This is a genomic window from Bacillus sp. LSHTCR4 (assembly GCF_057197025.1).
Genome location: NZ_JBXUNO010000002.1, coordinates 867,136 through 893,577, shown reverse-complemented (window position 1 = coordinate 893,577; position 26,442 = coordinate 867,136). Strand labels below are relative to the sequence as shown.

Sequence of the window (26,442 nt, the reverse complement as noted above, 5' to 3'; positions counted from 1 at the left end):
TACCTCCTAATTATGTACAATAGGAGGTAAGTGCTACTGTGTCTAATAAATAGACCTATTTATAACTGAGACTCTTACGGCCTCAAATTAAGTAACTCTTCTATAAAGAACTCACTTCCACCAATTGTACCATAAAACGTACTAGGTTACCTTTAATTCCCGAAGTAAATTCTAATTTTTGAGCCTTCTTTCACTTTAGCTCCTGCTTCTGGGGACTGCTTAATGACTTTCTCTCCGTCTCCACTTATATCAAGCTTCAAATCGACGAGTTGCGTCTGTAAGTCTTTCTTTTTCATACCAATTAAATTCGGAACTTCCACAGTTGGTATATCGCCCCATTTATATTCTCTCTCAACCTGTTCTTTTCTCGGTTTCACTCCCATAACAGGAAGTGCATCCCGAAGAATATTCCCAACAATTGGAGCTGCTACTACTCCACCGAATTGCGTAACACCTTTCGGATTATCAACAGCAACATAAACAACAATTTCCGGATCATCTGCTGGAGCAAAACCAATAAAAGATACGATATAATTATTCTCTAAATATTTACCATCTTTCACTTTTTGGGCCGTACCTGTTTTTCCACCTACACGATACCCATCAATGAAAGCACCTTTACCAGATCCCTTTGCTACAACATTCTCTAATGCATACCGAACTTTTTCTGAAGTTTCCTTGGAAATAACTTTTCTTTTTTCCACAGGTGTCTTTTTACTTACTACTTGATTGTTTTTCGGATCAATAAATTCTTTAGCTATATACGGTTGATACAATGTCCCACCATTTACAGCTGCTGCTACCGCCGCCACTTGTTGAATTGGCGTAACAGAAACACCTTGACCGAATGAAGTTGTTGCTTGCTCGACTGGACCGACTTTATCTAAATTAAATAAAATCCCACTACCTTCACCTTGTAGATCAATTCCGGTTTTCTGTCCAAATCCAAAATTACGAATGTATTTAAACAATCGGTCTTTACCAAGGCGATCACCAAGTTCAATAAATCCTGGGTTACAAGAGTTTTGAACTACTTCTAAAAACGTCTGGCTACCGTGACCTCCTGCTTTCCAGCATTTCAATCTAGCTCCACCAACTTCAGCTGCTCCATCATCATAAAACGTATCTTTCTCTAAGTCTACTAAATTTTCATTCAAAGCTGCAGCTAACGTAATAATCTTAAATGTTGAACCAGGCTCATACGTACTCCATACTGGTAAATTTCTATTATACACTTCTGGAGAAACACTTTGAAAATCTGCTGGATCAAAGCTCGGTCGACTTGACATACCTAAAATTTCACCGTTTTTCGGATTCATCGCAATCGCAATCATACCATCTGGATTATATGTCGACTCTGCAATATTCATTTCTCTTTCCATAATTCTATTAATACGCGCATCAATTGTTAAGCCTAAATTCAAACCCGCTTCTGGTTTTTTGAAATCATCGCCAACATTAGGCATCCTTTGTCCTTTTGCATCTGCAAAAAAACGCACATGACCTTCATCACCATTTAGTTCTTTATCATAATATTTTTCTAGTCCCATAAGTCCTTGGTTATCACTACCTGCAAACCCTAATACGTGTGATAAAAAGTTACCAAATGGATAGTACCGGATAGAGTCCTCTGCGATATAAACACCTTTCAAACTTAATCCTCTTACCTCTTTCGCTTTATCATGTGATATTTTCCTTCCGCCTTTATCTAACCGTACAATTGATTCTTTTTTTGTAACTCTCTTATAAATCTCATCTTTTTCCACACCTAATACTGCAGCTAACTTCTCTGCAGTCTCTGCCGGTTTTTCAATTTGCCTCGGTACAACAAAGACAGTTGGAGCACTTTTATTCGTAGCAAGTTCCACACCATTTCGGTCTAAAATCTTCCCACGTTCAGGTTCAAAAGTAATATTACGACTCCATGAATCTTTCGCACGATCCGTTAACATATTCCCAAGAAAAAATTGCACATATCCAAGACGAATATCGATGATAGTGAAAATAAGTATACCTGATATAAGTATAAAAATAAGTCGTTTTCTAACTGTTACATTTGATACACGCATATTGGAACAAGCCTCCCTTACGCCTAGCTTGTTCCAATATATGCTTGTACGTATTTAATTAGAACATCTTCTCTTTTATCATTACGGTTTTTCTGCTTCTTGTTGTGGTTCAAGTGGCGGTACAAGTGTTACACCTAACTCTGTACCAGGTTGCAACAATGTTCCTTCTGGCACGCTTTGTTCAGTTACGTATCCTGTACCAGTAGGTTTTAGGTTAAGCTTTAATGTTTTTGCTAAATTCATAACATCACGTAATGCCCAACCCTGTATATTCGGCATTGTAGGTTTATCTCCCACTAAGAAGACTCGGTCACCCTTCAATGTTTGTTCGGTTGCTTTCGGTACTTGTTGCTGTACTTTTCCTTCACCTAATACGATTGGACGAAGTTTTGCTTTATCAATGGCTTTTTTCGCTTCTTCCATCGTTTTTTCGGTTACATCTGGAACAGCAGTTTGTTGTTCTTTCACATATTTCTTCGGATCTTTCACTTCATTAGGCTTAATCTTTAAATACTCTAAACTATTCTTCGTTACATATTTAAAAATATCAGCTAAAGGTTGTGCGCCGCTCTCATCATCTTTCAATTTTGGCTGTTTAACAGCTAGATACACAACAAGTTGCGGATCGTCCATAGGTGCCATACCTAAGAACGAGAATATATAATTCTCTCTTCCCGTCATATAGCCACCTTTTCCATCTGGAATTTGCGCTGTTCCTGTTTTACCACCAACTGAATATCCATCGACTTTATAAGCAGTTCCTGTTCCTTTCGGTGATGTAACAACACGTTCTAATAACTGTCTTACTTGCGCTGCTGTCTCTTTTGTAACCGGTTTGCCCACTTCTTCTGGCTTATGTTCTAATTTTACTTCCCCTGTTATCGGATCTACAATTTTATCAATTGTATAAGGTTTCATCATTTTCCCATCGTTCGCAATAGCAGTTGCAGCTTGCACAAGCTGAATTGGTGTTACAGTAGAACCTTGTCCAAAAGCTGTTGTTACTTGCTGTATTTGCTGATCGAATACAATGGTATTTGAACCTTCACCAGGTAAATCAATATTCGTTTTTTCATCTAATCCGAAAGCATGGATATATTTCCGGAAACGGTCTGGACCAAGTTTTTGATCACCTAAAATAGCAAACGCTACGTTGGAAGAGCGCTCTACCCCTTCATCAAATGTGATAGATCCCCATCCAGCGCCGCCATTATGATCTTTTATTTTGCGGTTCCCGACTTGATATGTACCAGACTGGTAATAATCTTGTCCCTTATACACGCCTTCATTAATAGCTGCTGCTAGCGTGAAAATTTTCATTGTTGATCCAGGTTCAAATGCATTGGCAATTGCATCATTATAAAAATATTTATTATTTTCTTGATTCGGATCATAACTAGGTTTACTAGACATAGCTAATATTTTCCCTGTTTTCGGATCCGCAACAATTCCTATTAAGCTTTCTGGTTCATAATGTTTACTCGCTTCTTTCATTGCGTCTTCTAGATAACTTTGAATACGTTGGTCAAGCGTTAAATAAACATTATCGCCATTTTTAGGTGCCTTTACATTCACTTTTCCACCGTCAAGAGATACTCCTCTACGGTCACCTGTATAAGCTACTTTTCCATTAGCAGCACCTAAATACTTATCCAAACTCTTTTCTAAACCAAATTGTCCTATAGCAATTCCTTTATCATCAGGTCTCGCATGCCCTACAACATAAGATGCGAAATCACCGTTTGGATACACTCTTGCATTTTCTGTAATAAAAGATATACCCGGCAATTTCAATGCTTCGATTTGTTCCTTCTGTTCTTTCGTCAAGCCCTTACCTAAATTCCCAAACTCTACCTGACTTCTACCTTCTTTATTTAAAGTAGCTAAAATTTTCTCTTCATCTTTTCCAAGTACGCCCGCAATTTTCTTGGCAGTATCCTCTTTATTCTCAACCGGCTTTGCACCTTTTAGTTCCGCTACAAGTTTATAAGAGTTTGCATCTTGCGCTAACACATGACCATTTTGATCATAAATCGTCCCGCGATTCGCTTCCAGAACTCCTGTTTTACTATGTTTTTGCTTAGCAAGTGTATCTAAATCCTGATTGTGCACTGTTCCTGTCGCTTGTATGTAAAAAAATCGGGCTAATAACAGCAAAAAGAGCAGGAGGAATAAAATCATAAAATACCCTGCTCCCTTATTGGTATGAAATTTAGTCATATTCCTCTTCATTTTCCCTTCACACCTATTGCCTTATTTGAGGCCTTTCACATTATTCGCATTAATTTCTAGCCCGTGTTTTTTTGCAACTTCAGAGATTCGTTCATAACGACTTAACTTCTCTACTTCAGCCTGTAACTCTTGATTTTCTTTTTGCTGCTGTACAATTTTTTGTTCTATTGTCGCAGCTTCTACATTAACTTGATAAAGACCTGCTTTATTTCCAATAAACGCTACACAGGCATACAATAAAAAGCCAATAAACGCTACATACAACAGTTTTTCGATTCTTGTAATCTTCGCTTTAGCTTTTGGCTGAACCATCTGCTGTGGGGGCGTTTGAACCTGAACCTCTTCTTGCGCTTGTTGCTTGTACTTTACAGCTAAGTTACTCATACCTCTCTCCCCTTTTTATCGTTTTTCAGCGATTCTCAATTTCGCAGAACGCGCTCGATTATTTTCTTCTAACTCTATATCAGAAGGTAAAATCGGTTTTCTTGTAATAAGCTTTAATTTCGGCTTAAATTCATCAGGAATAATCGGTAATCCTGGCGGCAATTGTGGCGTTGTACTATTTCGCTTAAACGTCGTTTTGCAAATACGGTCTTCTAAAGAATGGAATGTTATAACACTAACCCTTCCGCCTGGCTTGACCATCTCAATTGCAGATTCCAACGCTTCTTCAAATACTTTCAATTCATCATTTACCGCAATACGGATTGCCTGGAACACTCGCTTCGCAGGATGTCCACCCGTTCTACGAGCAGGAGCTGGAATACCCTCTTTAATTAGTTCTACTAATTCACCTGTCGTTTCAATAGCTTTATTCTCACGATACGCTTCAATTTTTCTTGCTATTTGTTTTGAAAATTTTTCTTCGCCATACTGGAAGAAAATTCTTACAAGTTGTTCATATGACCAGCTATTTACAACATCATAGGCTGTTAATGGGGCATCTTGATCCATTCGCATATCTAACGGTGCATCATGATGATAACTAAAGCCACGCTCTGGTGTATCTAATTGCGGGGATGAAACACCTAAATCAAATAAAATACCGTCTACTTCTGTTATACCTAATTCCTGTAGTTTTTCAGCTAGGTAACGGAAATTACTCTTTACTGTTATGAACTGCTCACCGTATGAAGAGAATTTTTCTTTCGCATTTTGAATTGCTATCTCATCTTGATCAAACGCGATTAATCTTCCACCTTCAGTTAATTGGGATAATAAATAAGAACTATGTCCTCCTCCCCCCAGTGTACAATCTACATATGTACCACCTGGCTTTATATCTAAGCCATCTACTGTTTCCTTCAAAAGCACTGTTACGTGATTAAACATTGTTGCACCTACTCTTTTTCCAATTAATTATGTTGAATGTATCTCCTCCTCTAAACGTATATCTCACGACTAGAGAACGAAATACTATGAAAGAACGACTCATTTAACTTGCCTACAAAGGCAGCATACTATACAAATCGCTATTTTCTTTTATTATATACTAAATTTTATCATCTTTTGCGGGAATTTAAATAAAAAACTGTCGAAAAAGATAATAATACGTTTACATTTTGTGCTATTTTGTCATATATTTAAGTATCCTGCATAATTACGATATTCACCATTTTTAAAATTAATAATTCAGAAAAATTCCACTTCACAGTAAATTCAACGGGATAAAAATAAAATCCTGCTCCTAAGAGCAAGATTCTATAGTTTTATAACGTGATGTTTCCCATTCCAAGAAAACGGCTGTTCCATTATACGATCAACGAAATCCAAACCAAACTGATTTAAATAGTAACATACATTCCACACACGCTCTTGCGGCGCCCCCAATGGACGGAGCGCAAATTGTATGCGACGGAATTTATTTAGTTCCACTTCATGTTTTTTCTCAACATTTCTTTTCAACATTCTTTCCAACAGTTCAATTTGTTCATTAATTTTGAACTCATTTTTCCCTGCAAACTCACTTAATCCAGGATCTATTTTCTTCACAAACTGTTGTAATGACGTATGAATATCAATTATTTCTTTTTTTGCCTCTACAAATCGTTCATCTATCGGTTCCTCTATTTGATTAGATAACCAGTTTTCACGCAACTTATCTACGTTATTAAAAAACGGATCACTCTCTTGCAATTGTAAATCGTGTAAATCTGTCGCTATATCCCTCTCAATATAAGTTATTGTAATACGAGGAACGACAGGCGGCATTCGGAAACCGATAGTATGGAAGACTTGTTGTAATTCACTCCAGTAAGCTAATTCCCCTGGACCTCCAATAAACGCCAACGTAGGAAATACATACTCTTGCATAAGAGGGCGCGTTACAACATTATTACTAAAGCGCTCTGGACTTCTTTCCATCTCTTCAATCAATTCTTCATATGAAAAGGAATACGTCCCATCCTTCCCAACAAACTTCCCTTGATTGTCTTCAAGCAACACTCGCTCATTATCAATTTCCATGAATATATGTACTGCATTAGACTTTGTTTCAATAATTGGTTTATATCCTAATTCTTTAATTACTTTCTGTTGGTTATGAAGCCCTTCTTGCACTTCTTTATACTTACTTACAATTTGTTTGAAAAACGGCACTTCTAATTTTCTTAATTCAGGATGATGCGAATCGACAAGAATTAAACCAGAATTCACGAACATTTTCATAATAAGGTGACCAAAGAAATCTACATACGTATTGGATTTCCCTAAAGAATCATCAATAAATTGCAGTACATCCTTTGTAAAATTCGTTTCAGGGTATGTTTTAAAAATCTCTTCAATCCATTTTCTACAGTCTTCCAAAGAAAGCTCGGACTCTGAAGCACTCGCCTTTTTCGGATTACGATCATGAAAAATAGTCTTTTTTATTTTTTTATTCTTCGTTACAAAAGTATGATTAATTTCATCCATATCATGGTCTTCACCAGCAATCCAGAAAATAGGAACAACTTTAACACCTAAACTTTCTTCCTTTTCCTTCGCAAGCTGTAAAACTGAAATAATTTTATGAATCGTATAAAGCGGTCCAGTTAATAACCCAGCTTGTTGTCCAGCTATAACAACATATGTATTTTCATCTCCAAGCGCTTTTACATTTTGAATTGTAGCTTCTCCCGCTTGTAAATTTGTATTATATTCTAATAAATGCTCTACTAAATCTTGGCGGAAAAACTCCCTCTCACGCAAATCTTGTACACGCTGTTTAAAAGCATCTTCTGTTAACATATAATCAAAACACGACTGTATCTCTTTTTTACCGTTCATATAGTCCGCTACAACACCTTGTTGCGGAACAGAGATTTCTTTTATCTCCATATAATTCTTCCTTTCGTATCCTGTTCTCTCACCAATCCACATTGTAGTCAATGTTTCACGTAAAAGCAAAGAATTACACTTATACTTTTACTTCTAATCCTTTTATTGCATCGAACAAAAATTGAAGTGTCGGAACGAATCGTTGCTGTTTCTTAGCTTCTTCTAATACATATCCAACAATCGCACCAATCTCTGTTTGTCTATTCGATCTTACATCTGCCAGCATAGATGATGTATTCTGAGACGTTCTTTCACATACATGACGTACCATTTCCCATACCATTTCTTTTTCTTCTTTAACGAGAAAAACAACTTCGTGGAATACTTGCTCCATCATCTGATAAAAAAACGGGTTCGTAATCAATTCTCCGTTCTTGACTTGTAATAATGCCGTCAATGGATTGATACATACATTAACTACTAATTTCTTGTGCATAACATCCTTCCAATCATCTTCTATTCGAATCGGAAAATGAGGAAAAGGAAAACAATTAAATATTTTTTCAAAATGTATAGACCGACCTTGCACAATTCCAAACTTCGTTACACCTATCCCTGTATGATAAACGGTATGTCTTTCTTCTTTTTTTGCACCATGCTCCACAATTCCAACTGCAATATTTTCATTCTCTATTTTCTGCATAGTATGAAGGTGTGACATTCCGTTTTGCAAAAAGATTAATGAGGATTTCCCTCGCACAAAAGGTAGTATGTCAGTTATATGATATTGCTTAACAGCAATAAATATATAGTCTAGCTGCTGGTCTAGCATACTTTCTATCGGCAATACATGCGGGAATACCGTTTCACGTTTCCCCTCCCTAATACAAGTTACACCCGTTATATTTAATTCGTCAGCCTGCTTAGCTGTCCTTGTAAACAACGTAACATCTTGATTACTTTTTTGTAAATAAAATGTATACAATAGACCGATAGCTCCTGGTCCCACAACTCCAATTTTCATTTTCACACAAGGAACTCATTTGAACACGATACACGAGTCCCTTTTCCCCTCCCCTTTTATTCCACTAACACCCGATTCGTGCGGAATCATATTTAACTAAAGATGAACAAACGCCAACAATTACAGTTTCACTTTATCCTCTTCAATTACATTAACACAGTTTATAACTTCATTACTTTTTGACAAACAAATGCCACCTCTTCTTCCAATATGTATATACTACTTATTAATATGCTCCTACTCTTAGTTTAGCAAATCCTCAAAAAAATAATAAAAGAAATATACTACCATCTTCATAAAAATAAAAAAATGAGTTATAATATTATTATAAATATTTTTACTTTTCTGCATTCAACAAGATAAGAAAAGGATGTGATGTTATGGGATTCCCAAAAGTTGAGCGCTTGCTCATCAATTATAAAACATTAGACGAGTTTAAAAAATTTAAAGGCTGCGGAGCTCAAGAGCTATCCATGTTAGAAGAATTACAAGCAAATATTATTGAAAACGACAGTGAATCTCCATTTTACGGTATTTATTATGGCGGATCACTAATTGCACGTATGAGTCTATATATGAAAAGGGACGGCGGGGAACCATTCGAAATTACAGGTACTTACCTAGAACTCTATAAACTTGAAGTGTTACCAACTTTCCAAAAACAAGGATTCGGAGAAATGCTTGTAAATTATGCGAAGGGGCTACAGTTCCCAATTAAAACGATCGCACGTATCCATTCAGCTGGTTTTTGGGATAAATTAAATTTCCAGCCTGTATCAGTACCTAATGGTGATTTTTACGTTTGGAACCCAGAAACAAATTTGAATGCGGTTCCAAACGAAGAGTCTGCATAAGAAATAAAAAACAGCTGCATAGCAGCTGTTTTTTTATTTCTTTAACTTTTCTAATTTTCCATTCGAACGAGCATTATTTCTTTCTGCTACCATTACACTTCTTTTTTGATCGATATAATCAAGTAACGTTCTATACTCTTCCTCATATACTGATAATCGCTCCAAAAGACTCTCTTTCTCTGTTTGTAACGATTCAATTTGCTGTTGCAACACCATTAAAGAGTTTTCATCTTTATAATTTTGCAAGAAATCAATAACATCATTCAATGTAATTGACGTGGGCTGCTCTGATACCTTTGTCTCTTTCACTTCATAATTTTCTACTTTACGTAGTTGCTTCGCTTCTTCAATACGTTCTTTGTATTGCTTTCTAACGTAAGAATTCCATCTAAAGCCGCATGCTGCTGGTGTACGAGATAAATGTCTTCCCACTTCTTTAAAGGCAGATAATTGCGTTCCACCTTCTCGAATATGCCGGAGTACTACTTCTGCCAGAAGCAAATCTTCATCATCAGTCCAAGCATCTTGTCTTGTTGTCGCCATCTCTCTAGTCCTCCCTATGCATTTTTTATTAAACATATGCAGTTACTAGAAAAGATAGAATACAACAAATAAAGAATAAGACAAAAAAAAAATAAACGCAGAAGATATCTTCTACGTTTATTTCCCCGCAATTACTTGCTGATTACTTCTTTACCTTTGTAAGTACCGCATGCTTTACATACACGGTGAGCTAATTTCGCTTCACCACAGCTTGGGCACTCTACCATACCAGGTACTGATAATTTGAAATGCGTACGACGCTTTCTTTTTACTGTTTTAGAAGTTCTTCTAAAAGGTACAGCCATTCTTCCCACCTCCTTAAAAGAAATAGTTATTTTCATATGAAGGCCTGAACCAGTCTTCCGATTATTTGTCAAAAAACTTCGCAAGTCCTGCTAATCTTGGATCAACAGTCTTTTCTTTGTTTTCTTCCGAAATCACTTGCCAGTCTTGACCTTGCATCGGTGCTCCACCAGAAACATCATCACTGAAAATTTGCATTGGAATCTCCAAAAGTATATTTTCCTTGATTACGGGCAGTAAGTCAAGTACTTCTCCTTCTAAACAATGAATTTCAGCTTCAGTTTCAAATTCTTCTTGCGAAGTTTGGAACACCTCAGTTGTTTTAATGTCAAATGGTAATGTCACATCTACTAAAGAGCGAGAACACGGTAAAACCATGCTTCCAGTTATATGTAGATGGAACGTAAACTTACCGGAGCCAAAATCAACTCTTCCTGTTACATGAACAGGATTAATTTCACGAATATCTTTCTCGACCTCTTTTAGCTCACTTACATCTACCATCTCATCCAATGTCAATCCTTTATTTCTCAATTTATTCAATTGATGGATGGACCATTTCATATCATATCACCTCAAGGCAACAAACAAAATTATAGCTAGCCATTTTATATTTGTCAATGTTTTTTCTTTACACTATAATGAAGTCATCATAGTAAATATTATATAGAGTATCACGTTTTTCAAAAAGATGCTACATCGAAAGGAGAGATTACCATAAAAGCCAGTGGTATTGTTGTTGAATATAACCCTTTTCATAACGGTCATGATTATCATGTGCAACAAACAAAAAAGTTAACACACTCTGATATTACAATCGCTGTTATGAGTGGCCCTTTTTTACAGCGCGGTGAGCCCGCACTCATATCCAAATGGTATCGCACCAAAATGGCCTTATCATGCGGTGTAGACCTTGTTGTAGAGCTTCCATATGCCTTTTCAACACAAAAGGCTGAAACCTTTGCAGATGGCGCTATTTCCATTTTAAACGCCCTACACGTTTCTGAAATTTGTTTCGGTAGTGAAGATGGAAAAATAGAAAATTTCTATAACACCATTTCTGTGCAAAAAAATGAAGAAGAGACTTTTAATCATCTTGTAAAGCATTATATGAACGCAGGTAATAGTTACGCAAAAGCTACATCAGAAGCTTTCCTACACATTTTACCTTCTGAAAAAAACATAGACATGTCTCAACCAAATAATATTTTAGGTTTCCAATACATGAAAGCAATCCTGACGCAAAATAGTTCTATACAACCACAAACGATAAAAAGATTCGCATCTCATTATCATGATGAAACATTTAACGACCAACATATAGCAAGTGCAACAAGTATTCGCAAACAACTTTTTAGCGAAAATAGTTCCTTCGCAGAAATTGAGCCTTTTATTCCAAAAGCGACTGCTGCTCTTTTAGCAAGTTACAAACAAAACTACGGGATTTTACATAATTGGGAACAGTACTTTTCATTTTTCAAATACAAACTCATGACGATGTCTCCAGAAGACTTACGACATATATATGAAATAGAAGAAGGTTTAGAGCATCGTATTTTATCAAAAATACAAACCAGTCCCTCCTTCCATTCATTCATGGAAGCATTAAAAACGAAGCGTTATACGTGGACTAGATTACAAAGAGCTTGTACACATATTTTAACAAATACAACAAAAGAAGAAATACATTGCGCAAACATAGAGCAACACGCACCATACATTCGTCTACTAGGCATGTCACAAAAAGGACAAACTTACCTTTCAAAAAACAAGAAAAAAATAGAGCTTCCGATCCTTACCCACACAAAAACATTTGAGCATCCTACTTTACACATAGAGCGAAAAGCCAATTCTGTATATTTCTCCATCATGCAAGAACCATTGCGAACACAACTACTAAAACAAGATGCAACACACCATCCAATTCGTTATGATGAAACAGCTGCAAAATTTCTATAAAAAACCTCTCTTTTTCAGAGAGGTTTATTTTTTCTCGCCCATTTTTTCCAAATACATTAATGCATCATCCAGCGTATCAACTGGTACAACTTTCATTTTTGTTTTAATATCTTTCGCAGCCTCAAGTGCATCTTTATAATTCGATTTTTCCGCACCTTTTTCATTTGGCGCAAAGAACACTTCAGCACCAGCATCACTTGCAGCAACTACTTTTTGCTGAATACCACCAATCGGGCCAACTTCTCCCTTTTCATTGATCGTCCCTGTTCCAGCTATTTCATGCCCTCTTGTTAAATCATCTTCCACCAGTTGATTATATATTTCTAATGTAAACATTAGACCTGCCGATGGTCCACCTATTTCATGAGAGTCAATTTTCACTTTCGGATCTACTACTAATTCTCTTTCCGTAACGATAGAAACACCTATACCAACACGTCCATTTCCATTCGGAATAGTCTTTACATTTAAATTTTCTTTTAACTGTTTCCCATCCCTCTTGTACTCAATACTTACTGTATCTCCTTCTTTTTTCCCTGTCATATATTCAATAAATTGTTCCGTCTTTTCAAATGTTTTTCCGTCGACAGCAATGATGACATCTCCAAGTTTAAGCTTTCCTTCTGACGGCATCCCTTTCGCTACACCAGCAACCAACACACCTTTATTTTCAAAAGAAACAGTACGATTTGCACGTTTATAAGCATTATAGATTGCTGCATTTTGCGAATCTTTCATCGCATAATTTTGGCGAAATTGATATTCTTCATCACTTTCACCTTTTTGCAATATTTCTTCCGCTTTCGAAATATGTGTATATTTATTAAACTGTGCCGCTATTAAATTCACCACATTTGCCGGTCCCATCGAAACTGTAACAAGCATAAAATCACCAGATTCTTTCGTTCCCCCCTCAACTTGAACGTAAGGCTCTAATTTGGCAGCCATTCCTGGTTTTGTTACATAATATGGCAGGCGTACGTAAACAAGTAACATTGCCAATATAACCCCTATTAAAATTGCATATATAAACCGAAAACGCTTAAACATTATGTTTCTCCTTCCACTGCTCAATTAATAAATGAATATTTGCAACATGCTTTTCCGCTTCTACCTCTCCAACTCGAATAATGTCTTCAATGTTTGTAAAAGCACGGGAACTAAATTGTTCTACAGCTGGGCGCATCATTAAGTCAGACGCAATTTGCCGATTCATCACAAGCTCATGTTGCATAATTTCAATACTCTGCATAATTACATCATAAATAGACGTAACCTCTCCATTTACTTTAATCGGCGATACATCAACAGCAATGACAATATCGGCACCTAACTCTTTCACAACCGATACTGGGATGCGATCAATTACTCCGCCATCTACCAATAATCGTCCATCTATTTTCTCTGGCACAAACACTCCAGGTACAGAAATACTAGCTCTCACCGCCTCTGCAACTGGACCACTTGTAAAAACTACTTTTTCCCCCTTCAAGATATCAGTAGCCACAACAGCCGTCGGGATATCTAACTCTTCTAAATTTTTATTATATGTAAACATTTTAATCATATCTTTGACACGTTTTCCAGCAATAAACCCCATTTTCGGAACCGTAAAATCCAAATAATACTTCCTCTTAAAAACATTTGCCATTTTATACAGTCTTTCAACGTTTGAACTAGCTGCATAAAATGTACCTACTAAAGCCCCCATACTACTTCCTGCAATCAGGTGAATCGGTATATCATTTTCTCTTAAAACCTTTATAACACCAATATGAGCAAAACCTTTTGCGCCCCCAGATCCAAGAGCTAAGCCAATTTTCGGTTCTTTCATTTTTCTCACCCTTTAATTTTTTTCATTCCTTTTTCATACTTATGGTCTAAATTCACTACGTATCCACGTATACTGAAATGAACGTTTTTTGGGACAAAGGGGGATTTACTTACATGTATGAAAAATGGAAAACGGCTTTCCTTACCATATCAACACTTTTTTTAACCTTTTCTCTTGTACTCCACCCCCAAGCTGCTTTACAAGCTTCCATTCGAGGGTTAAATATATGGTGGGAAGTTGTATTCCCTTCACTTTTACCGTTTTTTATCATTGCCGAACTTCTCATTAGTATTGGTGTTGTAAAATTTATAGGCGTTATATTAGAACCACTTATGCGACCACTTTTCCGCGTTCCAGGAATAGGCGGATTTGTTTGGGCAATGGGAATGGCTTCAGGATTTCCCGCTGGCGCCAAATTAAGCGCTAGACTGCGCAAAAGCAATCAACTAACACAAATTGAAGCAGAGCGCCTCGTATCTTTTACAAACTCATCCAATCCACTTTTTATTTTCGGGGCTGTTTCTATCGGTTTTTTCAATAATCCAAAATTAGGAGTCGTATTAGCTGCTGCACATTATTTAAGTAATTTTGCCGTCGGGTTACTGATGCGTTTTTACGGCAATAACAACATTTCCACGCATGATAAACATGTTACTAAAAAACGCCCTTTTCAAAACCCTTTTTCAATCCTACACGAGACACGTATGCAAGAAAAAAGACCAATAGGAAAATTACTTGGGGACGCTATCGTTTCTTCTATTCAAACGTTACTTATGATTGGTGGATTCATTATTTTATTCTCTGTTTTAAATAAAATGATTACTGTATTTCATATTACAGCAGCCCTCTCTTTTATTATGCAACATATTTTATCATTCTTCCAACTAACTACCGAATTTAGTATCCCAATATTATCTGGCATTTTTGAAATGACACTCGGAAGCCAAATGATTAGTCAAATAAATGAAACACCCCTCCTGCAGCAAGCTATGGTAACAAGCTTTATTTTAGCATTTAGCGGCCTTTCTATTCAGGCGCAAGTCGCTAGCATATTAGCTGAAACAGACATCCGATTTAAGCCCTATTTTTTCGCACGAATTATCCAAAGTATTCTTGCTCCTATTTTTACTTTTATATTTTGGAAACCATTTTATGAAAAAGTAAGCTCTTTTTCACCTATGCAAAAAGATATCCCTGTCTTTTTATCGAATCATTCTTCTATATTGCATGAAATTTGGACATCTTTTGTACACCACGGACCGATATTTACATTATTTTGTTTATATGTATATGTCATCTTATTATTTTTTCGGAGCAACAAAGAAAAACCCCGTTCACTTTAACGGGGTTTGAAACTTTTCTTTTAAAGCACGTTCTACAACAGGAGGTACAAGATCTACTACGCTTCCCCCATATCTCGCAACTTCTTTCACAATGCTCGAGCTTAAAAATGAATATTGATTGTTTGTCATAATAAAAAAGGTTTCAATGTCTTCATCTAATTTTCGATTCATAGAAGTAATTTGCATCTCATATTCAAAATCAGAAACCGCTCGTAACCCACGTAAAATCGCGTTCGCATTACGCATTTTCGCATACTCAACTAGTAGTCCACTATGTGAATCTACTTTTACATTAGGAATATCCTTTGTTGCTTCTCGAATTAAATCTAAGCGCTCTTCCACTGAAAAGAACGGTTTTTTTGACGAGTTGTTTAAAACAACTACGTATACCTCATCAAATACTTTTGCTCCCCTTTTAATAATATCCAGATGCCCAAGAGTAATTGGATCAAAACTTCCCGAAGAAATAGCTATACTTGTCATTCCGTCCCCTCACCTTCATACTTATAAATCGATATCGCTGTAATGCCATAATTTTCAGCTCGCACTTTTACAAGTCTTCCTATAGACTCAGGTAAAACTACATCATTACCATGCTCCGCCATAATTAAACCATGGTTATGTAGCAATCCATGTTGATCCATTACACTAATTAAAGATATAATTTTTTGATCTTTATATGGAGGATCAATTAATATAAGATCGAATGATATTTCACGTTTTATAAGTGCTTTTATCGCACGTTCTGCATCATTTCGATATACTTCAGCTTGTTCCTGTATTCTACAACTTTCTAAATTTTGATGGATTACCTTTATCGCTTTATTGTCTCGATCAACAAAAATCGCTTTATCAATCCCTCTACTTATCGCTTCAATTCCAAGACCACCGCTACCGCCAAATAAATCAAGAGCGACACCTCCATCAAAATAAGGGCCTATCATATTAAAAATTGATTCTTTTACTTTATCCGTCGTTGGACGTGTTGTATTACCTGGCACCGCTTTAAGCGGGTGTCCTTTACATTTTCCTGAAACTACTCTCATCTGTTGTCACTACCTTTATTTCAATCTATCGAGCAATTATAGAAAGCCCTTCTCCATTCGGTAACCGCTACCAAACTTTACGATTCCGTTCATCTTTCAACAAACACTAGAAGAACTTAGCTTAAAATAACCGCTCTGTATTTTTATGTATTCATCTCACCATTCGCTAACACGAACTATTCGTTCCACTTTATCTTTTTTATCCTATCATAAAATAAAAAAAAGAAAAATAAAAAGCCCAACATAAAATTTAATTTCAACATGTATATCTTCATTTAGATTGGACATAAATAATTATAACAACATCACCTTCGATGTTGTTGCCAACCGCGGAGAAGACTTACGTTTCCCCATAAGTTCTTCCTCCGGTTTCTCCTCTCCCTTTGCCTTCTTACTAGTACATGCTAGTATAAGAAGGGCCCTGCTTTGCAGGGTTTTTTTTCTTTGTCTACTTTTCATTTGAAAAGTGAGATGATACAGTAAAAGAAAGAGGAGGAAAAGATATGATTCAACGCTTTATAGAACTCGGAGAGGGCTACTCTGATTTATATGAATTACTTGAAATTGCCAAAGCAAATCAAGAACGTATAACACATATGTTACAATTTGAAACGATTAAAAACGAAAAAAAAGTGTGCTCACTTGTTGTAATATTAAAACCAACTACTACTGGTGATTTCCAACCATTATACATATGTCGTGAAGGCATTCCTGTACTTGAAAATAAAAAAAGTAAACGCGTCATTTTATTTGAAGAAACGGCAGAACAACTTGGAAAAAAAGTGACTACCTTTACGGTAAAACCATCCACAACTTTCCCAGAAAAAGAACTGTTTTTCAATCATTTAATTGGTATTTTACGAATGAATAATTTTATCCCTCCAATGAAATAATGTGTTATTTCAAGTGAAAAATCCCCTACTAAAATTAGCAGGGGATTTTTTCTATTAGCTATAATCGTATTCTTTTGCCCGATCAGGACGTGAATTTTCAAATTCCGTTTTTAAATACGGGCGGTACGACTGTTCTATCTTTTTCACAAAAGGAAGTTTGTTCAACTTTTGCATCATATGCTCAATTTGTTCCATATCACAATATACTACTGCGTATTTTAAGCGTTTTGATATGTAATGTATGTTACCATATTTCCTTAAAATCTTGGCATGTTTCAATGAATGTAAATAAACAATCATACTTTGTCGTTGCCCGAACATAATCTTCTCCATCTTCTCCTTTTAAAAACATATATTTTATATTTTATGAAAACCAATCCGAAATTTATGACATTACAGGACAAACTCTGTATACGTTTTCTTCTATCTTCTAAAAAACGGGGTGATTTACCCCGTTTTTTTACAACCGCAACCTCCGCCGGTACCACAACCGCCACCACAGCCACCAGCATCAAAAAATGGATTCCCTGTTGGAACTTTGATGGAAGAGGACACCTCAGAACCGATTGCTACACTAACTTCATCTAACAACTTTTGTAAAGCCGTTTCTACTCGTTTAAAAGCTGCAATCTTATCATGTAAATCTACAGAACGCTTTAATTCCCTCATTTTCGTCGAAACGAAAGTATAGTCAGGATGATATTTACCGAAACGTTGCACTTCCTCATATCGTTCTTTCATCGCTGTAAATTGCTGAATTAACGTCTGAACTTCCATATCTTCATGCAAATCTTTATAACATTTACGATAATCTTCTGCTATATCTGAACAGATGATCGCTTTTGCAAGCTGCTCTGCCTTATCTAATATTAATACGCTTTCTAGCGTCGCTACAATCATGAGAGACACCTCCGAGTATTTATCATACCACATTTAGAATAGAACTACTAATTGAAGTGTCTCACTAAACAGAAAGATATCATTCTAACTATTTTTTATATACTTTCAGTAGACATTTATACATTAATATGTTCCGCAATATTGTATTTAAGAACATCCCACTTCCCACTATTTTCATTCACATAACTAATACATGCGTTTTTTAACGGTGTCTTAAACGAAATATCTTCCGGTGCAATTGCATGTAAAATCGCTTTTATCGCATGTGAATGGGCTACAATGATAATACGTTTGCCAGAATGAGTTTCTGCAACATCTTTTACCGCAGCAAAACAACGAGCTACAATTTCTTCATCTTGCTCCATACCCTCTACTTTACCTTCTGCAATTAATTCCCTAACAGTCGCAACCGGCTTTCCAGAAGCTTCTCCAAAATTACGTTCAACAAATCGCTCATCTAATAAAATTGATTGTAATCCAGTTGCCCCTGCAATTTCCTTAGCTGTTTCGTGCGCTCTAATTAATGGGCTACTTATAATTATATCCCATGCCTCCGCTTGCAAAGCAGCTGCACTTTGACTTGCTTGCTTCTTCCCCACTTCATTAAGCGGAATATCTTCACGTCCCTGAATAATCTCTTGAAAATTCCAATCAGTTTGTCCATGTCGTACTAAACAAATTTCCGTCATGCTCATGCTGCAACTCCTTTTTAAATAATCCGCTTCTATTGTATCAAAAGTTCTGCATGACGGACATAGTTTTCCCTTCCAATTATGTTGCATTTTGCTGCTTCATATACTGAAACATATCAATCATAATGGAAGCAACCGCCAATTGATTTTGAAACTTCTCAACTTTATCTGGTATCGTTTTTTTGAAATGTTGCATAGCCGCTAACTCAAATGCCTCTTTTTCTTCAGGATTTCTCGTTAGCTTTCTATACCAGTAAGGTTGCTCCCTAATGTAGCGAGATAAATCCTCATCCGCTTTTATAAACTCCATAATTTCTGCTCTCATCCGCTTTCCCCCTAATCCTTCTGAAAGAAAAATGGATTATTTTCTGAAGTACTCTCTTCTTGCTGCGTGCGTTTCCCTTGAAATTGTTGAAAAACTTGTTGCACACTACCAATAGCACTCGTCACATTAGCTAAATGATGTTGCATTTGTTCCACATCTAGCTTTTTAAAGAAAGAAAGCATTTGTCCCATCACATCAGCAGTTTTTTCCTCTTCAGTTCGATTATCTTTTTCTTTTTTATTTTCTTTTACCGAAGAAAAAGGAGGCGCTCCATCAGGTCTAAAAGTTGCCCATATCGGATCTTCTTCACCAAGTAAGTACCATTCCTCATAAAACTGTTGCCAAGTTTTATGACCACTTCGAACTTCATGAACCATTTTAGGGTGATGGTTTACAAACTCTTTAAACTGTTGAACCGATGGATGTAACGGTCCTTTTGTTGTTGGCATAATCCTCACCTCTTCATGTATATCTACCTACTATATAGTAAGAAAAAAAAGGCACATGGTTCGCCTATTTTTAGACGATTCATGCACCTTTTTATCCTACTATTTGCATAGGGTAAGATTCCCATCCACAAGTTACAGTTTCACTTTATTTCCGAATAAAATTTTGTGTATAAAACTTATCGTATACTCCTACACCTAATCCTGTAAATTGTTCATTCAATAAATTCTTTCGATGTCCCTCACTATTTAACCAACCTTGCAATGCCGCAACTCCATCACTATGTTGCGCCGCTATGTTTTCACCCGCAAGTTGGAATCCTACTTTCCCGCGCTGCAAACGATCTCCTAACGTACCTAATGTAGGTGAATCGTGTGAAAAGTAATTATTATCCTTCATATCTTTACTATGACCGATTGCCACCTCTGCCGTTTGTTGATCCCAAGCTAATAACGGTAAATTATGACGACTTCGAATAATATTTGTTAAATCAAAAATTTGTTGCATATTCCCATTCTCTATTTGTTTCATTTTATCTGGAGTTAATGGTTGTTCTGCTAGTAATTCACCTGAATAAACGAGCTGATACGGTCTTTGACGTAATAACGTTTCGTCATCCATATAACGAACACCAACAAGCTCATGCGTAAAATGATCAAAATATAATTGTGCCCAGCCATCCTCTACAGGTATTAATGGTTGCTCCATCACTTCGGTATCAGATAACTCAAATTGATAACTATTCTTCCCTCTTTTTAATGAAATCTCATGTGAGAGTGGATTCTTTTTATACACATCTTCATACTTTTCATTTATATAATAAGGTGGCACCTTAACTTGCTCACCAGCGACATACGCTGTTACAACTTTACGTTCAGCAACCCCAAATTGAACATACTGAGCTAAATCTTGATTGTATACCCACCATTCATATCCATAAGCAGATGGCTCTATTCGAGAAGGTTCGCCCCATTTTGCTAATAAATTTTCAGAGTCCCCACCAATCATATTTAAAACAGTATCGGAAGAGTCTTCATTTACTTGTTTTTTCTTTTTCACAATTTTATTTTCTTGCTTTGATTGAGATGGGGTTAATATATATTGCGAAACGAGCAATTTCCCATATAAATCAACAGCTAAAATTAAAATTGTAATCATTACGATACGCAATAATTTCTTCAATCGATATACCTCCTGCAGAAAACATAAAATTGAGATATACACAAATCCTTTTCTTTCCTTTTTGTGTGTACCGTACTCTTTTCACTATATCATATTTTCGCAAAAAAAGTCTGGATTATCCCTTTTCTCTCAATATGAATTGCACTTTCTTACTATTCATACTATTATAAAAATAATGATGTAACATGAAAAAAGGAGGTATTATATGCAATTTACAAATACGAAATTTAATGGGGCAGTCGTTGATTTAACACTATTAACAGAGATTATGGAAAAGAACCATTTTGTACTTGCTGGACAATGGGATTATGAACGAGTTACATACGATTATAAATTCGAAATATTAAACGATGTTTATTATTTACGTGTACAAGGTTTAGCTGTTGAAGGTGACATTGGTAGTAGACACGCTGAAATAAAGCTACTACCTCCCTTATTAGGTAAACACTATTATCCTCATGGCGTTGAATATGGTGATGGTGAAGTTTTTCCAACAAATGTACTTCAAAAAAGCGAACAACTCCTACAAAATGTCGAAAAAGAGTTAAAAGAATTCCAAATCATTGAGTAAAATAAAAGTGAGTGCATCAATATGATGCACTCACTTTTATTTCGTTTGTAAATACGGCGGCAATTGTTGTAACTGCTCTTTATCCTTTTCACGCTCTCGACGCGCCCATCGAAAGAACACATAACCAATAATTGTACCGTACACTATTTCCTGGACAATTTTCATAATGATGCCCCCTGTTTGTTGGTCTTGTACGACCGGCATCCAGTGTAAAAATTCTGGTCCAGTTATATTTAAATCAGATAAAGTTCCCGCTGGTACACATAGTTCCATCGCCTTCATCCAAGCAGCCGGATCCGTATACGTTGCAAACAACGGCGCCGTCGCAAAAATTATTAACGCGCAAGCTGGCGTTAATAATATACCGTTAGCAAACATATAACCAAGTTTCTTTATATCACTTAACGTTTGATATTCTGGTAATGGATTTAGCATCGGCCACCACATCATGATTGCCGTAAAGAACAATATAGCGAGACAGATAGGATGAGCAATTTGACTTTGTTTTACTGTATCAAAAACAACTGGTAAATGATAAAAAGAAAACAGGCCATTAAATACAAACAATGCAATAAGCGGCTTAGCAAATATCTTTAATATAATTTGAACGAACTTAAAAGAAGTAATATAACGATATAACCAAACTGGTATACCAAGCAACAACAATGGCGGAACGGCAATATACATGACTGCCATTTCAAACATATGCGCACTAAATATAATATGACCAATTAAATCAATAGGCCCTCCCTTTACAAAATACAAAAGAACAATCCCGGTCGTAAAATAAAAAACTTGCTTCTTACTTACCTTCGTCGCATGTTCAAATCGCATTCTATATGGCCCAATAATTAAAAAATATCCAATGAGGATCGAAAGCATAAATAATAAAAAGATTGGACTCCATAGCGCTTGAAAACCAAATATCCACAAGTTACTCATTGTCACACCTACCTTCTTAAGGTTATCCTTTCACATAATATGAAGAGGGAGCTGCGACAACACAAGCTCCCTTATTCTTCACTTTTCAAATCCACACAATTGTCATAAAAGCTAAAATTGTAATTAACCCGATTAACAGACCAGAATAAAGAAAGAAACTCGCTGCTTCATGACCTTTATGACTCATATGCATAAAATAGTACAATTGAAAAATTACTTGTACCACCGCTAATAGTAAAATAAATGGTACTGAGAAAGTCGGGCTGAAAGTTTTCGGATATGCTACTGCTACAAATGCAACTAATGTTAAAAATATCATTAATGCAAATGTAATAACTTGATGCTTCATTTCCTCCGCACTTTTTCTTTTCCGATAAACAAGATCAACTTTAGGATTATTCGTTTGCTTTATCGCCATTGTTTATCCCACCATTCCCATTAAATATACTACAGTGAAAATAAACACCCAAACTACGTCAATAAAGTGCCAATAAATCGATGCAACATAAAACTTCGGTGCATTGTATAAATTTAGACCTCTCTTCGCATTTCTAAAGATTAATGTTAAAATCCAACACAACCCAAACAATACGTGGAGTCCATGTGTACCAACAAGAGCATAAAACGCGGAACCAAATGCACTACTTCTCATAGTATGCTTAAATTCATGCGTATAATGATAAAACTCATATATCTCAAACCCTAAAAACCCTAATCCTAGTAGCACTGTTACCAGTAGCCAAAGCTGCATTTTCTTAAAATTAAAGTTTTTCATATGATACATCGCATATACGCTCGTTAAGCTACTCGTTAATAAAAGCATCGTCATAATGAAAACGAGTGGCATTTGGAACATCTCTTGAGATGTTGGTCCGCCATTTGTAGAATTTTTTAACGCTAAATATGTGCCAAATAAGGAAGCGAACAATACTGTTTCGCCTCCAAGAAATAACCAAAAACCAACAAACTTATTTTTCCCCTCAAGGGTTGCTTTTTCAGGCTCTGCTGGAAATGTTTCATTCGTTAATTTTTCATCTACATGCATTATGCCTTGCCCCCCTTATCTTCTAAATCTTCCTTATGAATATGATATCCATGATCATCGATTACTGAACGTAGGAACATTGCACCAAACGTAATGATTAAACCAATAATTGCTACTAATAACCAAAACTTATCTTTTCCACCCTGCATATACATTGCACCAAATGCCGCTATAAACAATCCGAAAGAAATGATAAATGGTGAAAATGATGGATTTGGCATATGAATATCACCAACTGGTTCCGCCGCTGTCATCTCTTTATTCCCTTCACGTTTTTCAATCCAAAACGGATCTAATCCGCGAACAAATGGTAATTGTTTAAAGTTATATTCCGGTGTAGGTGCTGGCATTGTCCATTCTAGCGTACGTGCATCCCATGGATCACGACCAGCTTTTTCTTTTGATACTGTTGTTTTAATTACATTGAATAGAAGCACAATCGTTCCAAGAGCCATAAACACCGCTCCAATAGAACTAATCATATTTCCCATTTCCAACCCTTGACCTTCAAGATATGTGTAGTAACGACGCGGCATACCAATTAACCCAAGGAAATGCTGAATGAAGAACGTTAAATGGAAACCGATAAAGAACAACCAAAATGTTATTTTCCCTAACGTTTCATTTAATACTTTATTAAACATCAGTGGCCAATAATAGTGAGCTCCTGCAAGTAAACCAAATACAACACCGCCGACAATTACATAATGAAAGTGCGCTACTACGAAATAGTTATCATGAAATTGATAATCAGCTGGTGCAGATGCTAGCATAACACCTGTAACTCCACCCATTACGAATGATGGAATGAAAGCTACTGCCCACATCATCGGTGTCGTAAAACGAATACTTCCGCCCCACATCGTAAAGAGCCAGTTGAATATTTTAATACCAGTCGGAACCGCAATCGCCATTGTTGCAACTGAGAAAATAGCATTGGCAACTGGACCAAGTCCAACAGTAAACATATGATGCGCCCATACCATAAATCCTAAAAATCCAATTAACACTGTCGCAAACACCATTGACGAATAACCAAATAATCGTTTTTTCGAAAACGTCGCGAAGATTTCTGAGAATATTCCGAAAGCTGGGAGTATAAGAATGTATACTTCTGGATGACCGAAAATCCAGAATAAATGCTCCCATATAATTGTATTCCCGCCCAGTGCTGGATTAAAGAAACTTGTTCCAAATAAACGGTCTAACATTAAAAGTCCTAATCCTACAGTTAACGGTGGAAAAGCAAATAATATTAACGAAGATGTTACAAATGTCGTCCATGTAAACATCGGCATACGCATATACGTCATCCCTGGCGCACGCATATTAATAATGGTTACAAGGAAGTTAATACCTCCAATTAATGTACCAATACCAGAGATTTGCAAGCCAAGTACATAAAAATCAACACCATGGCCTTTAGAGGCTAAAGCTAAAGATGCATAAGATGTCCATCCTGCATCAGGTGCTCCACCTAAAAACCAACTTAAATTTAAAAATACTCCACCAAAGAAAAATAACCAAAATCCGAGTGAATTCAAAAACGGGAACGCTACATCACGTGCACCAATTTGAAGCGGTACAGCGGCGTTCATAAATGCAAACACGAGTGGCATAGCTGCGAGGAAAATCATTGTTGTACCGTGCATAGTTAATACTTGATTATAAGCATCCCCAACAAGAAAAGCGTTGTTAGGAATCGCTAATTGAAGGCGAATAAATAGAGCTTCTATTCCGCCTATTACAAAAAACAATCCACCTGCAATTAAATAGAGAATGGCAATCTTTTTATGGTCTACTGTCGTTAAATAATCCCATATGACAGCACCCATCCCCTGTTTTTTTGCTACAGAACTCACGTTTTCAACCTCCCCTTCGCGAATAATCCCTCTTTACTTTTCAACTTTTAACGTTTGTAAGTATGCATTTAATGCATCAATTTGATCGTCTGTTAAGTTGCCATATTTACCAGTCATTTTATTTCCTGGTTTCATATTTTCGGGATCTTTCAGCCATTTTTTTAAGTTTTCTTCATTGTTTTCAGCAATGCCGGCAACTGTATCGCGATCCGCAAAGTTTGCTAAGTTTGGTGCGATACGAGCGGAAGGTGGTCTACTATCATTAGATCCAACTGCGTGACAACCAATACAGCTTTTATTAAATATTTCTTGGCCCTCTTGCGCCTTTGTTGAAGCTACTTCTTTCTTCCCATCAATTTTCTTCATATCAGCAAGCCATTTTTTGTACTCGCTTTCATCTAAAGCTTTCACTTTGAATTGCATTAAAGAATGTGATGGGCCGCAAAATTCTGTACAAAAACCATTATAAGTGCCCGATTTATCTGCCTTTAACCACATTTTGTTCACATTGTCTGTATTTGTATCCATTTTCCCAGCTAAAGATGGAACCCAAAACGAATGTTTAATATCGGCACCCTTCAAATTCAAATACACTTTCTTACCTGTGGGGATGACTAAATCTTGAGAAGTTACTATCTTTTCTGATTTATAAGAAAATTCCCACCAATAAAGATTCGCTGTTACATCAACAACGATAGTATCTTTATCAATATTCTTTTTCTCCATCGCACTTACATCAGCAAGTTTGAATGTATATGTAACCGTCGGAACAGCTAAGATTAGCAAAAGAATAATCGGAATAACTGTCCATATAATTTCTAGTTTGTGATTCCCTTCAACTTGCTCCGGAATATAATCTTCCTGACCTTTCTTTTGTCGGAAACGCACAATTACATATAAGAAAATAATAGTAACTACTAGTACTACTCCTACCATGATTGCACTTGCTAGTAAGAGCAGATCATATTGCATTTTTGCTACTTCTCCTTGCGGAATTAAAGTAGATTGAAAGGCTTTACCGCATCCCCCTAACAGTAAAGCCAGCAGTGAAACGAACGAAAGCAGTCGCCACTGTTTCTTCATACAAACAACCCCCACTTTCCTTGTGAATTAGATTG

Annotated in this window: 29 protein-coding genes; 5 read left to right on the top strand and 24 right to left on the bottom strand. The window is 36.3% G+C overall.

What is annotated here, in order from left to right; genetic code table 11:
- Positions 1-152: 152 nt before the first annotated feature.
- The 6 genes from AC2CGR_RS18490 to panE all read right to left on the bottom strand — a co-directional run bounded on the left by AC2CGR_RS18490 (position 153) and on the right by panE (position 8,589).
- On the bottom strand, positions 153-2,069 hold the full coding sequence (locus tag AC2CGR_RS18490; protein ID WP_087966283.1) for a stage V sporulation protein D: 1,917 nt from the start codon (positions 2,067-2,069) through the stop codon (positions 153-155).
- 81 nt (positions 2,070-2,150) lie between these two features.
- Positions 2,151-4,301 (bottom strand): penicillin-binding protein, encoded by a 2,151-nt coding sequence (locus AC2CGR_RS18485; RefSeq protein WP_087966281.1) that lies wholly within the window; start codon positions 4,299-4,301, stop codon positions 2,151-2,153.
- A 21-nt stretch (positions 4,302-4,322) separates the two neighbouring features.
- A complete protein-coding gene (gene ftsL, locus AC2CGR_RS18480) occupies positions 4,323-4,685 on the bottom strand; it encodes a cell division protein FtsL (RefSeq protein WP_484481047.1) in 363 nt (120 codons plus the stop codon).
- Positions 4,686-4,700: 15 nt separating this feature from the next.
- The gene (gene rsmH, locus AC2CGR_RS18475) at positions 4,701-5,633 is read right to left on the bottom strand and encodes a 16S rRNA (cytosine(1402)-N(4))-methyltransferase RsmH (protein ID WP_029439634.1); all 933 of its coding nucleotides are present in this window, start codon (positions 5,631-5,633) and stop codon (positions 4,701-4,703) included.
- A 369-nt stretch (positions 5,634-6,002) separates the two neighbouring features.
- A complete protein-coding gene (gene bshC / locus AC2CGR_RS18470; protein ID WP_484481046.1) occupies positions 6,003-7,619 on the bottom strand; it encodes a bacillithiol biosynthesis cysteine-adding enzyme BshC in 1,617 nt (538 codons plus the stop codon).
- 79 nt (positions 7,620-7,698) lie between these two features.
- The gene (gene panE / locus AC2CGR_RS18465; protein WP_087966277.1) at positions 7,699-8,589 is read right to left on the bottom strand and encodes a 2-dehydropantoate 2-reductase; all 891 of its coding nucleotides are present in this window, start codon (positions 8,587-8,589) and stop codon (positions 7,699-7,701) included.
- A gap of 374 nt (positions 8,590-8,963) precedes the next feature.
- On the opposite strand from panE, the gene AC2CGR_RS18460 reads away from it, so the two are divergent.
- Positions 8,964-9,437, top strand: coding sequence for an N-acetyltransferase (locus tag AC2CGR_RS18460; RefSeq protein WP_087966275.1), 474 nt, complete (start codon positions 8,964-8,966; stop codon positions 9,435-9,437).
- Between the two features lie 33 nt (positions 9,438-9,470).
- Here the strand turns inward: AC2CGR_RS18460 and AC2CGR_RS18455 are convergent, their stop codons facing one another.
- From AC2CGR_RS18455 to AC2CGR_RS18445, 3 genes are all read right to left on the bottom strand, one after another.
- A complete protein-coding gene (locus tag AC2CGR_RS18455) occupies positions 9,471-9,980 on the bottom strand; it encodes an RsfA family transcriptional regulator (RefSeq protein WP_087966273.1) in 510 nt (169 codons plus the stop codon).
- Positions 9,981-10,111: 131 nt separating this feature from the next.
- Positions 10,112-10,285: a 50S ribosomal protein L32 gene (gene rpmF / locus AC2CGR_RS18450; protein WP_001984764.1), complete on the bottom strand. Its 174-nt coding sequence runs from the start codon at positions 10,283-10,285 to the stop codon at positions 10,112-10,114.
- A gap of 61 nt (positions 10,286-10,346) precedes the next feature.
- Positions 10,347-10,847, bottom strand: coding sequence for a YceD family protein (locus AC2CGR_RS18445; protein ID WP_000872144.1), 501 nt, complete (start codon positions 10,845-10,847; stop codon positions 10,347-10,349).
- A 153-nt stretch (positions 10,848-11,000) separates the two neighbouring features.
- Here AC2CGR_RS18445 and AC2CGR_RS18440 point away from each other — a divergent pair, with 153 nt between their 5' ends.
- The gene (locus AC2CGR_RS18440) at positions 11,001-12,242 is read left to right on the top strand and encodes a nucleotidyltransferase (protein WP_165507139.1); all 1,242 of its coding nucleotides are present in this window, start codon (positions 11,001-11,003) and stop codon (positions 12,240-12,242) included.
- Positions 12,243-12,266: 24 nt separating this feature from the next.
- On the opposite strand, the gene AC2CGR_RS18435 is transcribed toward AC2CGR_RS18440, so the two are convergent.
- Both AC2CGR_RS18435 and AC2CGR_RS18430 read right to left on the bottom strand, forming a co-directional pair.
- Entirely contained in the window at positions 12,267-13,292 is a 1,026-nt protein-coding gene (locus tag AC2CGR_RS18435; RefSeq protein WP_087966268.1) for a SepM family pheromone-processing serine protease, read from the bottom strand.
- Positions 13,285-14,076, bottom strand: coding sequence for a patatin-like phospholipase family protein (locus AC2CGR_RS18430; protein WP_087966266.1), 792 nt, complete (start codon positions 14,074-14,076; stop codon positions 13,285-13,287). The genes AC2CGR_RS18435 and AC2CGR_RS18430 overlap by 8 nt, the downstream gene beginning before the upstream one ends.
- 113 nt (positions 14,077-14,189) lie before the next feature.
- Here AC2CGR_RS18430 and ylbJ point away from each other — a divergent pair, with 113 nt between their 5' ends.
- Complete coding sequence (ylbJ, locus tag AC2CGR_RS18425) at positions 14,190-15,419, top strand: sporulation integral membrane protein YlbJ (protein ID WP_270184839.1); 1,230 nt, start codon at positions 14,190-14,192, stop codon at positions 15,417-15,419.
- Here ylbJ and coaD read toward each other — a convergent pair.
- Both coaD and rsmD read right to left on the bottom strand, forming a co-directional pair.
- Entirely contained in the window at positions 15,411-15,902 is a 492-nt protein-coding gene (coaD, locus tag AC2CGR_RS18420) for a pantetheine-phosphate adenylyltransferase (RefSeq protein WP_000200596.1), read from the bottom strand. The genes ylbJ and coaD overlap by 9 nt on opposite strands.
- Positions 15,899-16,465, bottom strand: a complete 567-nt coding sequence (rsmD, locus tag AC2CGR_RS18415) for a 16S rRNA (guanine(966)-N(2))-methyltransferase RsmD (RefSeq protein ID WP_087966261.1) — start codon at positions 16,463-16,465, stop codon at positions 15,899-15,901. The genes coaD and rsmD overlap by 4 nt, the downstream gene beginning before the upstream one ends.
- 503 nt (positions 16,466-16,968) lie before the next feature.
- Between rsmD and AC2CGR_RS18410 the strand changes: the two genes are divergently transcribed.
- A complete protein-coding gene (locus tag AC2CGR_RS18410; protein ID WP_000616011.1) occupies positions 16,969-17,358 on the top strand; it encodes a DUF7147 family protein in 390 nt (129 codons plus the stop codon).
- Between the two features lie 54 nt (positions 17,359-17,412).
- Here AC2CGR_RS18410 and AC2CGR_RS18405 read toward each other — a convergent pair whose 3' ends face one another.
- The 6 genes from AC2CGR_RS18405 to AC2CGR_RS18380 all read right to left on the bottom strand — a co-directional run bounded on the left by AC2CGR_RS18405 (position 17,413) and on the right by AC2CGR_RS18380 (position 20,904).
- Positions 17,413-17,679, bottom strand: coding sequence for a YlbG family protein (locus tag AC2CGR_RS18405; RefSeq protein WP_002080814.1), 267 nt, complete (start codon positions 17,677-17,679; stop codon positions 17,413-17,415).
- A 126-nt stretch (positions 17,680-17,805) separates the two neighbouring features.
- On the bottom strand, positions 17,806-18,258 hold the full coding sequence (locus AC2CGR_RS18400) for a YlbF/YmcA family competence regulator (protein WP_000634351.1): 453 nt from the start codon (positions 18,256-18,258) through the stop codon (positions 17,806-17,808).
- Positions 18,259-18,374: 116 nt separating this feature from the next.
- Complete coding sequence (locus tag AC2CGR_RS18395; RefSeq protein WP_131102637.1) at positions 18,375-18,947, bottom strand: histidine phosphatase family protein; 573 nt, start codon at positions 18,945-18,947, stop codon at positions 18,375-18,377.
- An 82-nt stretch (positions 18,948-19,029) separates the two neighbouring features.
- On the bottom strand, positions 19,030-19,275 hold the full coding sequence (locus AC2CGR_RS18390) for a YlbE-like family protein (RefSeq protein WP_001200990.1): 246 nt from the start codon (positions 19,273-19,275) through the stop codon (positions 19,030-19,032).
- An 11-nt stretch (positions 19,276-19,286) separates the two neighbouring features.
- The gene (gene ylbD / locus AC2CGR_RS18385) at positions 19,287-19,724 is read right to left on the bottom strand and encodes a YlbD family protein (protein WP_087966256.1); all 438 of its coding nucleotides are present in this window, start codon (positions 19,722-19,724) and stop codon (positions 19,287-19,289) included.
- 145 nt (positions 19,725-19,869) lie between these two features.
- On the bottom strand, positions 19,870-20,904 hold the full coding sequence (locus AC2CGR_RS18380) for a CAP domain-containing protein (RefSeq protein ID WP_029438043.1): 1,035 nt from the start codon (positions 20,902-20,904) through the stop codon (positions 19,870-19,872).
- 205 nt (positions 20,905-21,109) lie between these two features.
- Here AC2CGR_RS18380 and AC2CGR_RS18375 point away from each other — a divergent pair, with 205 nt between their 5' ends.
- On the top strand, positions 21,110-21,475 hold the full coding sequence (locus AC2CGR_RS18375) for a YugN family protein (protein WP_087966254.1): 366 nt from the start codon (positions 21,110-21,112) through the stop codon (positions 21,473-21,475).
- A gap of 36 nt (positions 21,476-21,511) precedes the next feature.
- Here AC2CGR_RS18375 and ctaG read toward each other — a convergent pair whose 3' ends face one another.
- The 5 genes from ctaG to coxB form a co-directional block, all read right to left on the bottom strand.
- Complete coding sequence (gene ctaG, locus AC2CGR_RS18370) at positions 21,512-22,417, bottom strand: cytochrome c oxidase assembly factor CtaG (RefSeq protein ID WP_048530645.1); 906 nt, start codon at positions 22,415-22,417, stop codon at positions 21,512-21,514.
- An 85-nt stretch (positions 22,418-22,502) separates the two neighbouring features.
- A complete protein-coding gene (ctaF, locus tag AC2CGR_RS18365) occupies positions 22,503-22,835 on the bottom strand; it encodes a cytochrome c oxidase subunit IVB (RefSeq protein ID WP_000985703.1) in 333 nt (110 codons plus the stop codon).
- Between the two features lie 3 nt (positions 22,836-22,838).
- Positions 22,839-23,462: a cytochrome c oxidase subunit III gene (gene ctaE / locus AC2CGR_RS18360; RefSeq protein WP_000557861.1), complete on the bottom strand. Its 624-nt coding sequence runs from the start codon at positions 23,460-23,462 to the stop codon at positions 22,839-22,841.
- Positions 23,462-25,297, bottom strand: a complete 1,836-nt coding sequence (gene ctaD / locus AC2CGR_RS18355; RefSeq protein ID WP_001972749.1) for a cytochrome c oxidase subunit I — start codon at positions 25,295-25,297, stop codon at positions 23,462-23,464. The genes ctaE and ctaD overlap by 1 nt, the downstream gene beginning before the upstream one ends.
- A 60-nt stretch (positions 25,298-25,357) precedes the next feature.
- Entirely contained in the window at positions 25,358-26,407 is a 1,050-nt protein-coding gene (gene coxB / locus AC2CGR_RS18350) for a cytochrome c oxidase subunit II (RefSeq protein WP_000745271.1), read from the bottom strand.
- Between the last annotated feature and the right edge of the window lie 35 nt (positions 26,408-26,442).

Bases quoted from the DNA above. Each gene is read 5' to 3' on its own strand.
- AC2CGR_RS18490 (WP_087966283.1), bottom strand. From the start codon at position 2,069: ATGCGTGTATCAAATGTAACAGTTAGAAAACGACTTATTTTTATACTT.
- AC2CGR_RS18485 (WP_087966281.1), bottom strand. From the start codon at position 4,301: ATGAAGAGGAATATGACTAAATTTCATACCAATAAGGGAGCAGGGTAT.
- ftsL (WP_484481047.1), bottom strand. From the start codon at position 4,685: ATGAGTAACTTAGCTGTAAAGTACAAGCAACAAGCGCAAGAAGAGGTT.
- rsmH (WP_029439634.1), bottom strand. From the start codon at position 5,633: ATGTTTAATCACGTAACAGTGCTTTTGAAGGAAACAGTAGATGGCTTA.
- bshC (WP_484481046.1), bottom strand. From the start codon at position 7,619: ATGGAGATAAAAGAAATCTCTGTTCCGCAACAAGGTGTTGTAGCGGAC.
- AC2CGR_RS18460 (WP_087966275.1), top strand. From the start codon at position 8,964: ATGGGATTCCCAAAAGTTGAGCGCTTGCTCATCAATTATAAAACATTA.
- AC2CGR_RS18455 (WP_087966273.1), bottom strand. From the start codon at position 9,980: ATGGCGACAACAAGACAAGATGCTTGGACTGATGATGAAGATTTGCTT.
- rpmF (WP_001984764.1), bottom strand. From the start codon at position 10,285: ATGGCTGTACCTTTTAGAAGAACTTCTAAAACAGTAAAAAGAAAGCGT.
- AC2CGR_RS18445 (WP_000872144.1), bottom strand. From the start codon at position 10,847: ATGAAATGGTCCATCCATCAATTGAATAAATTGAGAAATAAAGGATTG.
- AC2CGR_RS18435 (WP_087966268.1), bottom strand. From the start codon at position 13,292: ATGTTTAAGCGTTTTCGGTTTATATATGCAATTTTAATAGGGGTTATA.
- AC2CGR_RS18430 (WP_087966266.1), bottom strand. From the start codon at position 14,076: ATGAAAGAACCGAAAATTGGCTTAGCTCTTGGATCTGGGGGCGCAAAA.
- ylbJ (WP_270184839.1), top strand. From the start codon at position 14,190: ATGTATGAAAAATGGAAAACGGCTTTCCTTACCATATCAACACTTTTT.
- coaD (WP_000200596.1), bottom strand. From the start codon at position 15,902: ATGACAAGTATAGCTATTTCTTCGGGAAGTTTTGATCCAATTACTCTT.
- rsmD (WP_087966261.1), bottom strand. From the start codon at position 16,465: ATGAGAGTAGTTTCAGGAAAATGTAAAGGACACCCGCTTAAAGCGGTG.
- AC2CGR_RS18410 (WP_000616011.1), top strand. From the start codon at position 16,969: ATGATTCAACGCTTTATAGAACTCGGAGAGGGCTACTCTGATTTATAT.
- AC2CGR_RS18405 (WP_002080814.1), bottom strand. From the start codon at position 17,679: ATGTTCGGGCAACGACAAAGTATGATTGTTTATTTACATTCATTGAAA.
- AC2CGR_RS18400 (WP_000634351.1), bottom strand. From the start codon at position 18,258: ATGATTGTAGCGACGCTAGAAAGCGTATTAATATTAGATAAGGCAGAG.
- AC2CGR_RS18395 (WP_131102637.1), bottom strand. From the start codon at position 18,947: ATGACGGAAATTTGTTTAGTACGACATGGACAAACTGATTGGAATTTT.
- AC2CGR_RS18390 (WP_001200990.1), bottom strand. From the start codon at position 19,275: ATGAGAGCAGAAATTATGGAGTTTATAAAAGCGGATGAGGATTTATCT.
- ylbD (WP_087966256.1), bottom strand. From the start codon at position 19,724: ATGCCAACAACAAAAGGACCGTTACATCCATCGGTTCAACAGTTTAAA.
- AC2CGR_RS18375 (WP_087966254.1), top strand. From the start codon at position 21,110: ATGCAATTTACAAATACGAAATTTAATGGGGCAGTCGTTGATTTAACA.
- ctaG (WP_048530645.1), bottom strand. From the start codon at position 22,417: ATGAGTAACTTGTGGATATTTGGTTTTCAAGCGCTATGGAGTCCAATC.
- ctaF (WP_000985703.1), bottom strand. From the start codon at position 22,835: ATGGCGATAAAGCAAACGAATAATCCTAAAGTTGATCTTGTTTATCGG.
- ctaE (WP_000557861.1), bottom strand. From the start codon at position 23,462: ATGCATGTAGATGAAAAATTAACGAATGAAACATTTCCAGCAGAGCCT.
- ctaD (WP_001972749.1), bottom strand. From the start codon at position 25,297: ATGGGTGCTGTCATATGGGATTATTTAACGACAGTAGACCATAAAAAG.
- coxB (WP_000745271.1), bottom strand. From the start codon at position 26,407: ATGAAGAAACAGTGGCGACTGCTTTCGTTCGTTTCACTGCTGGCTTTA.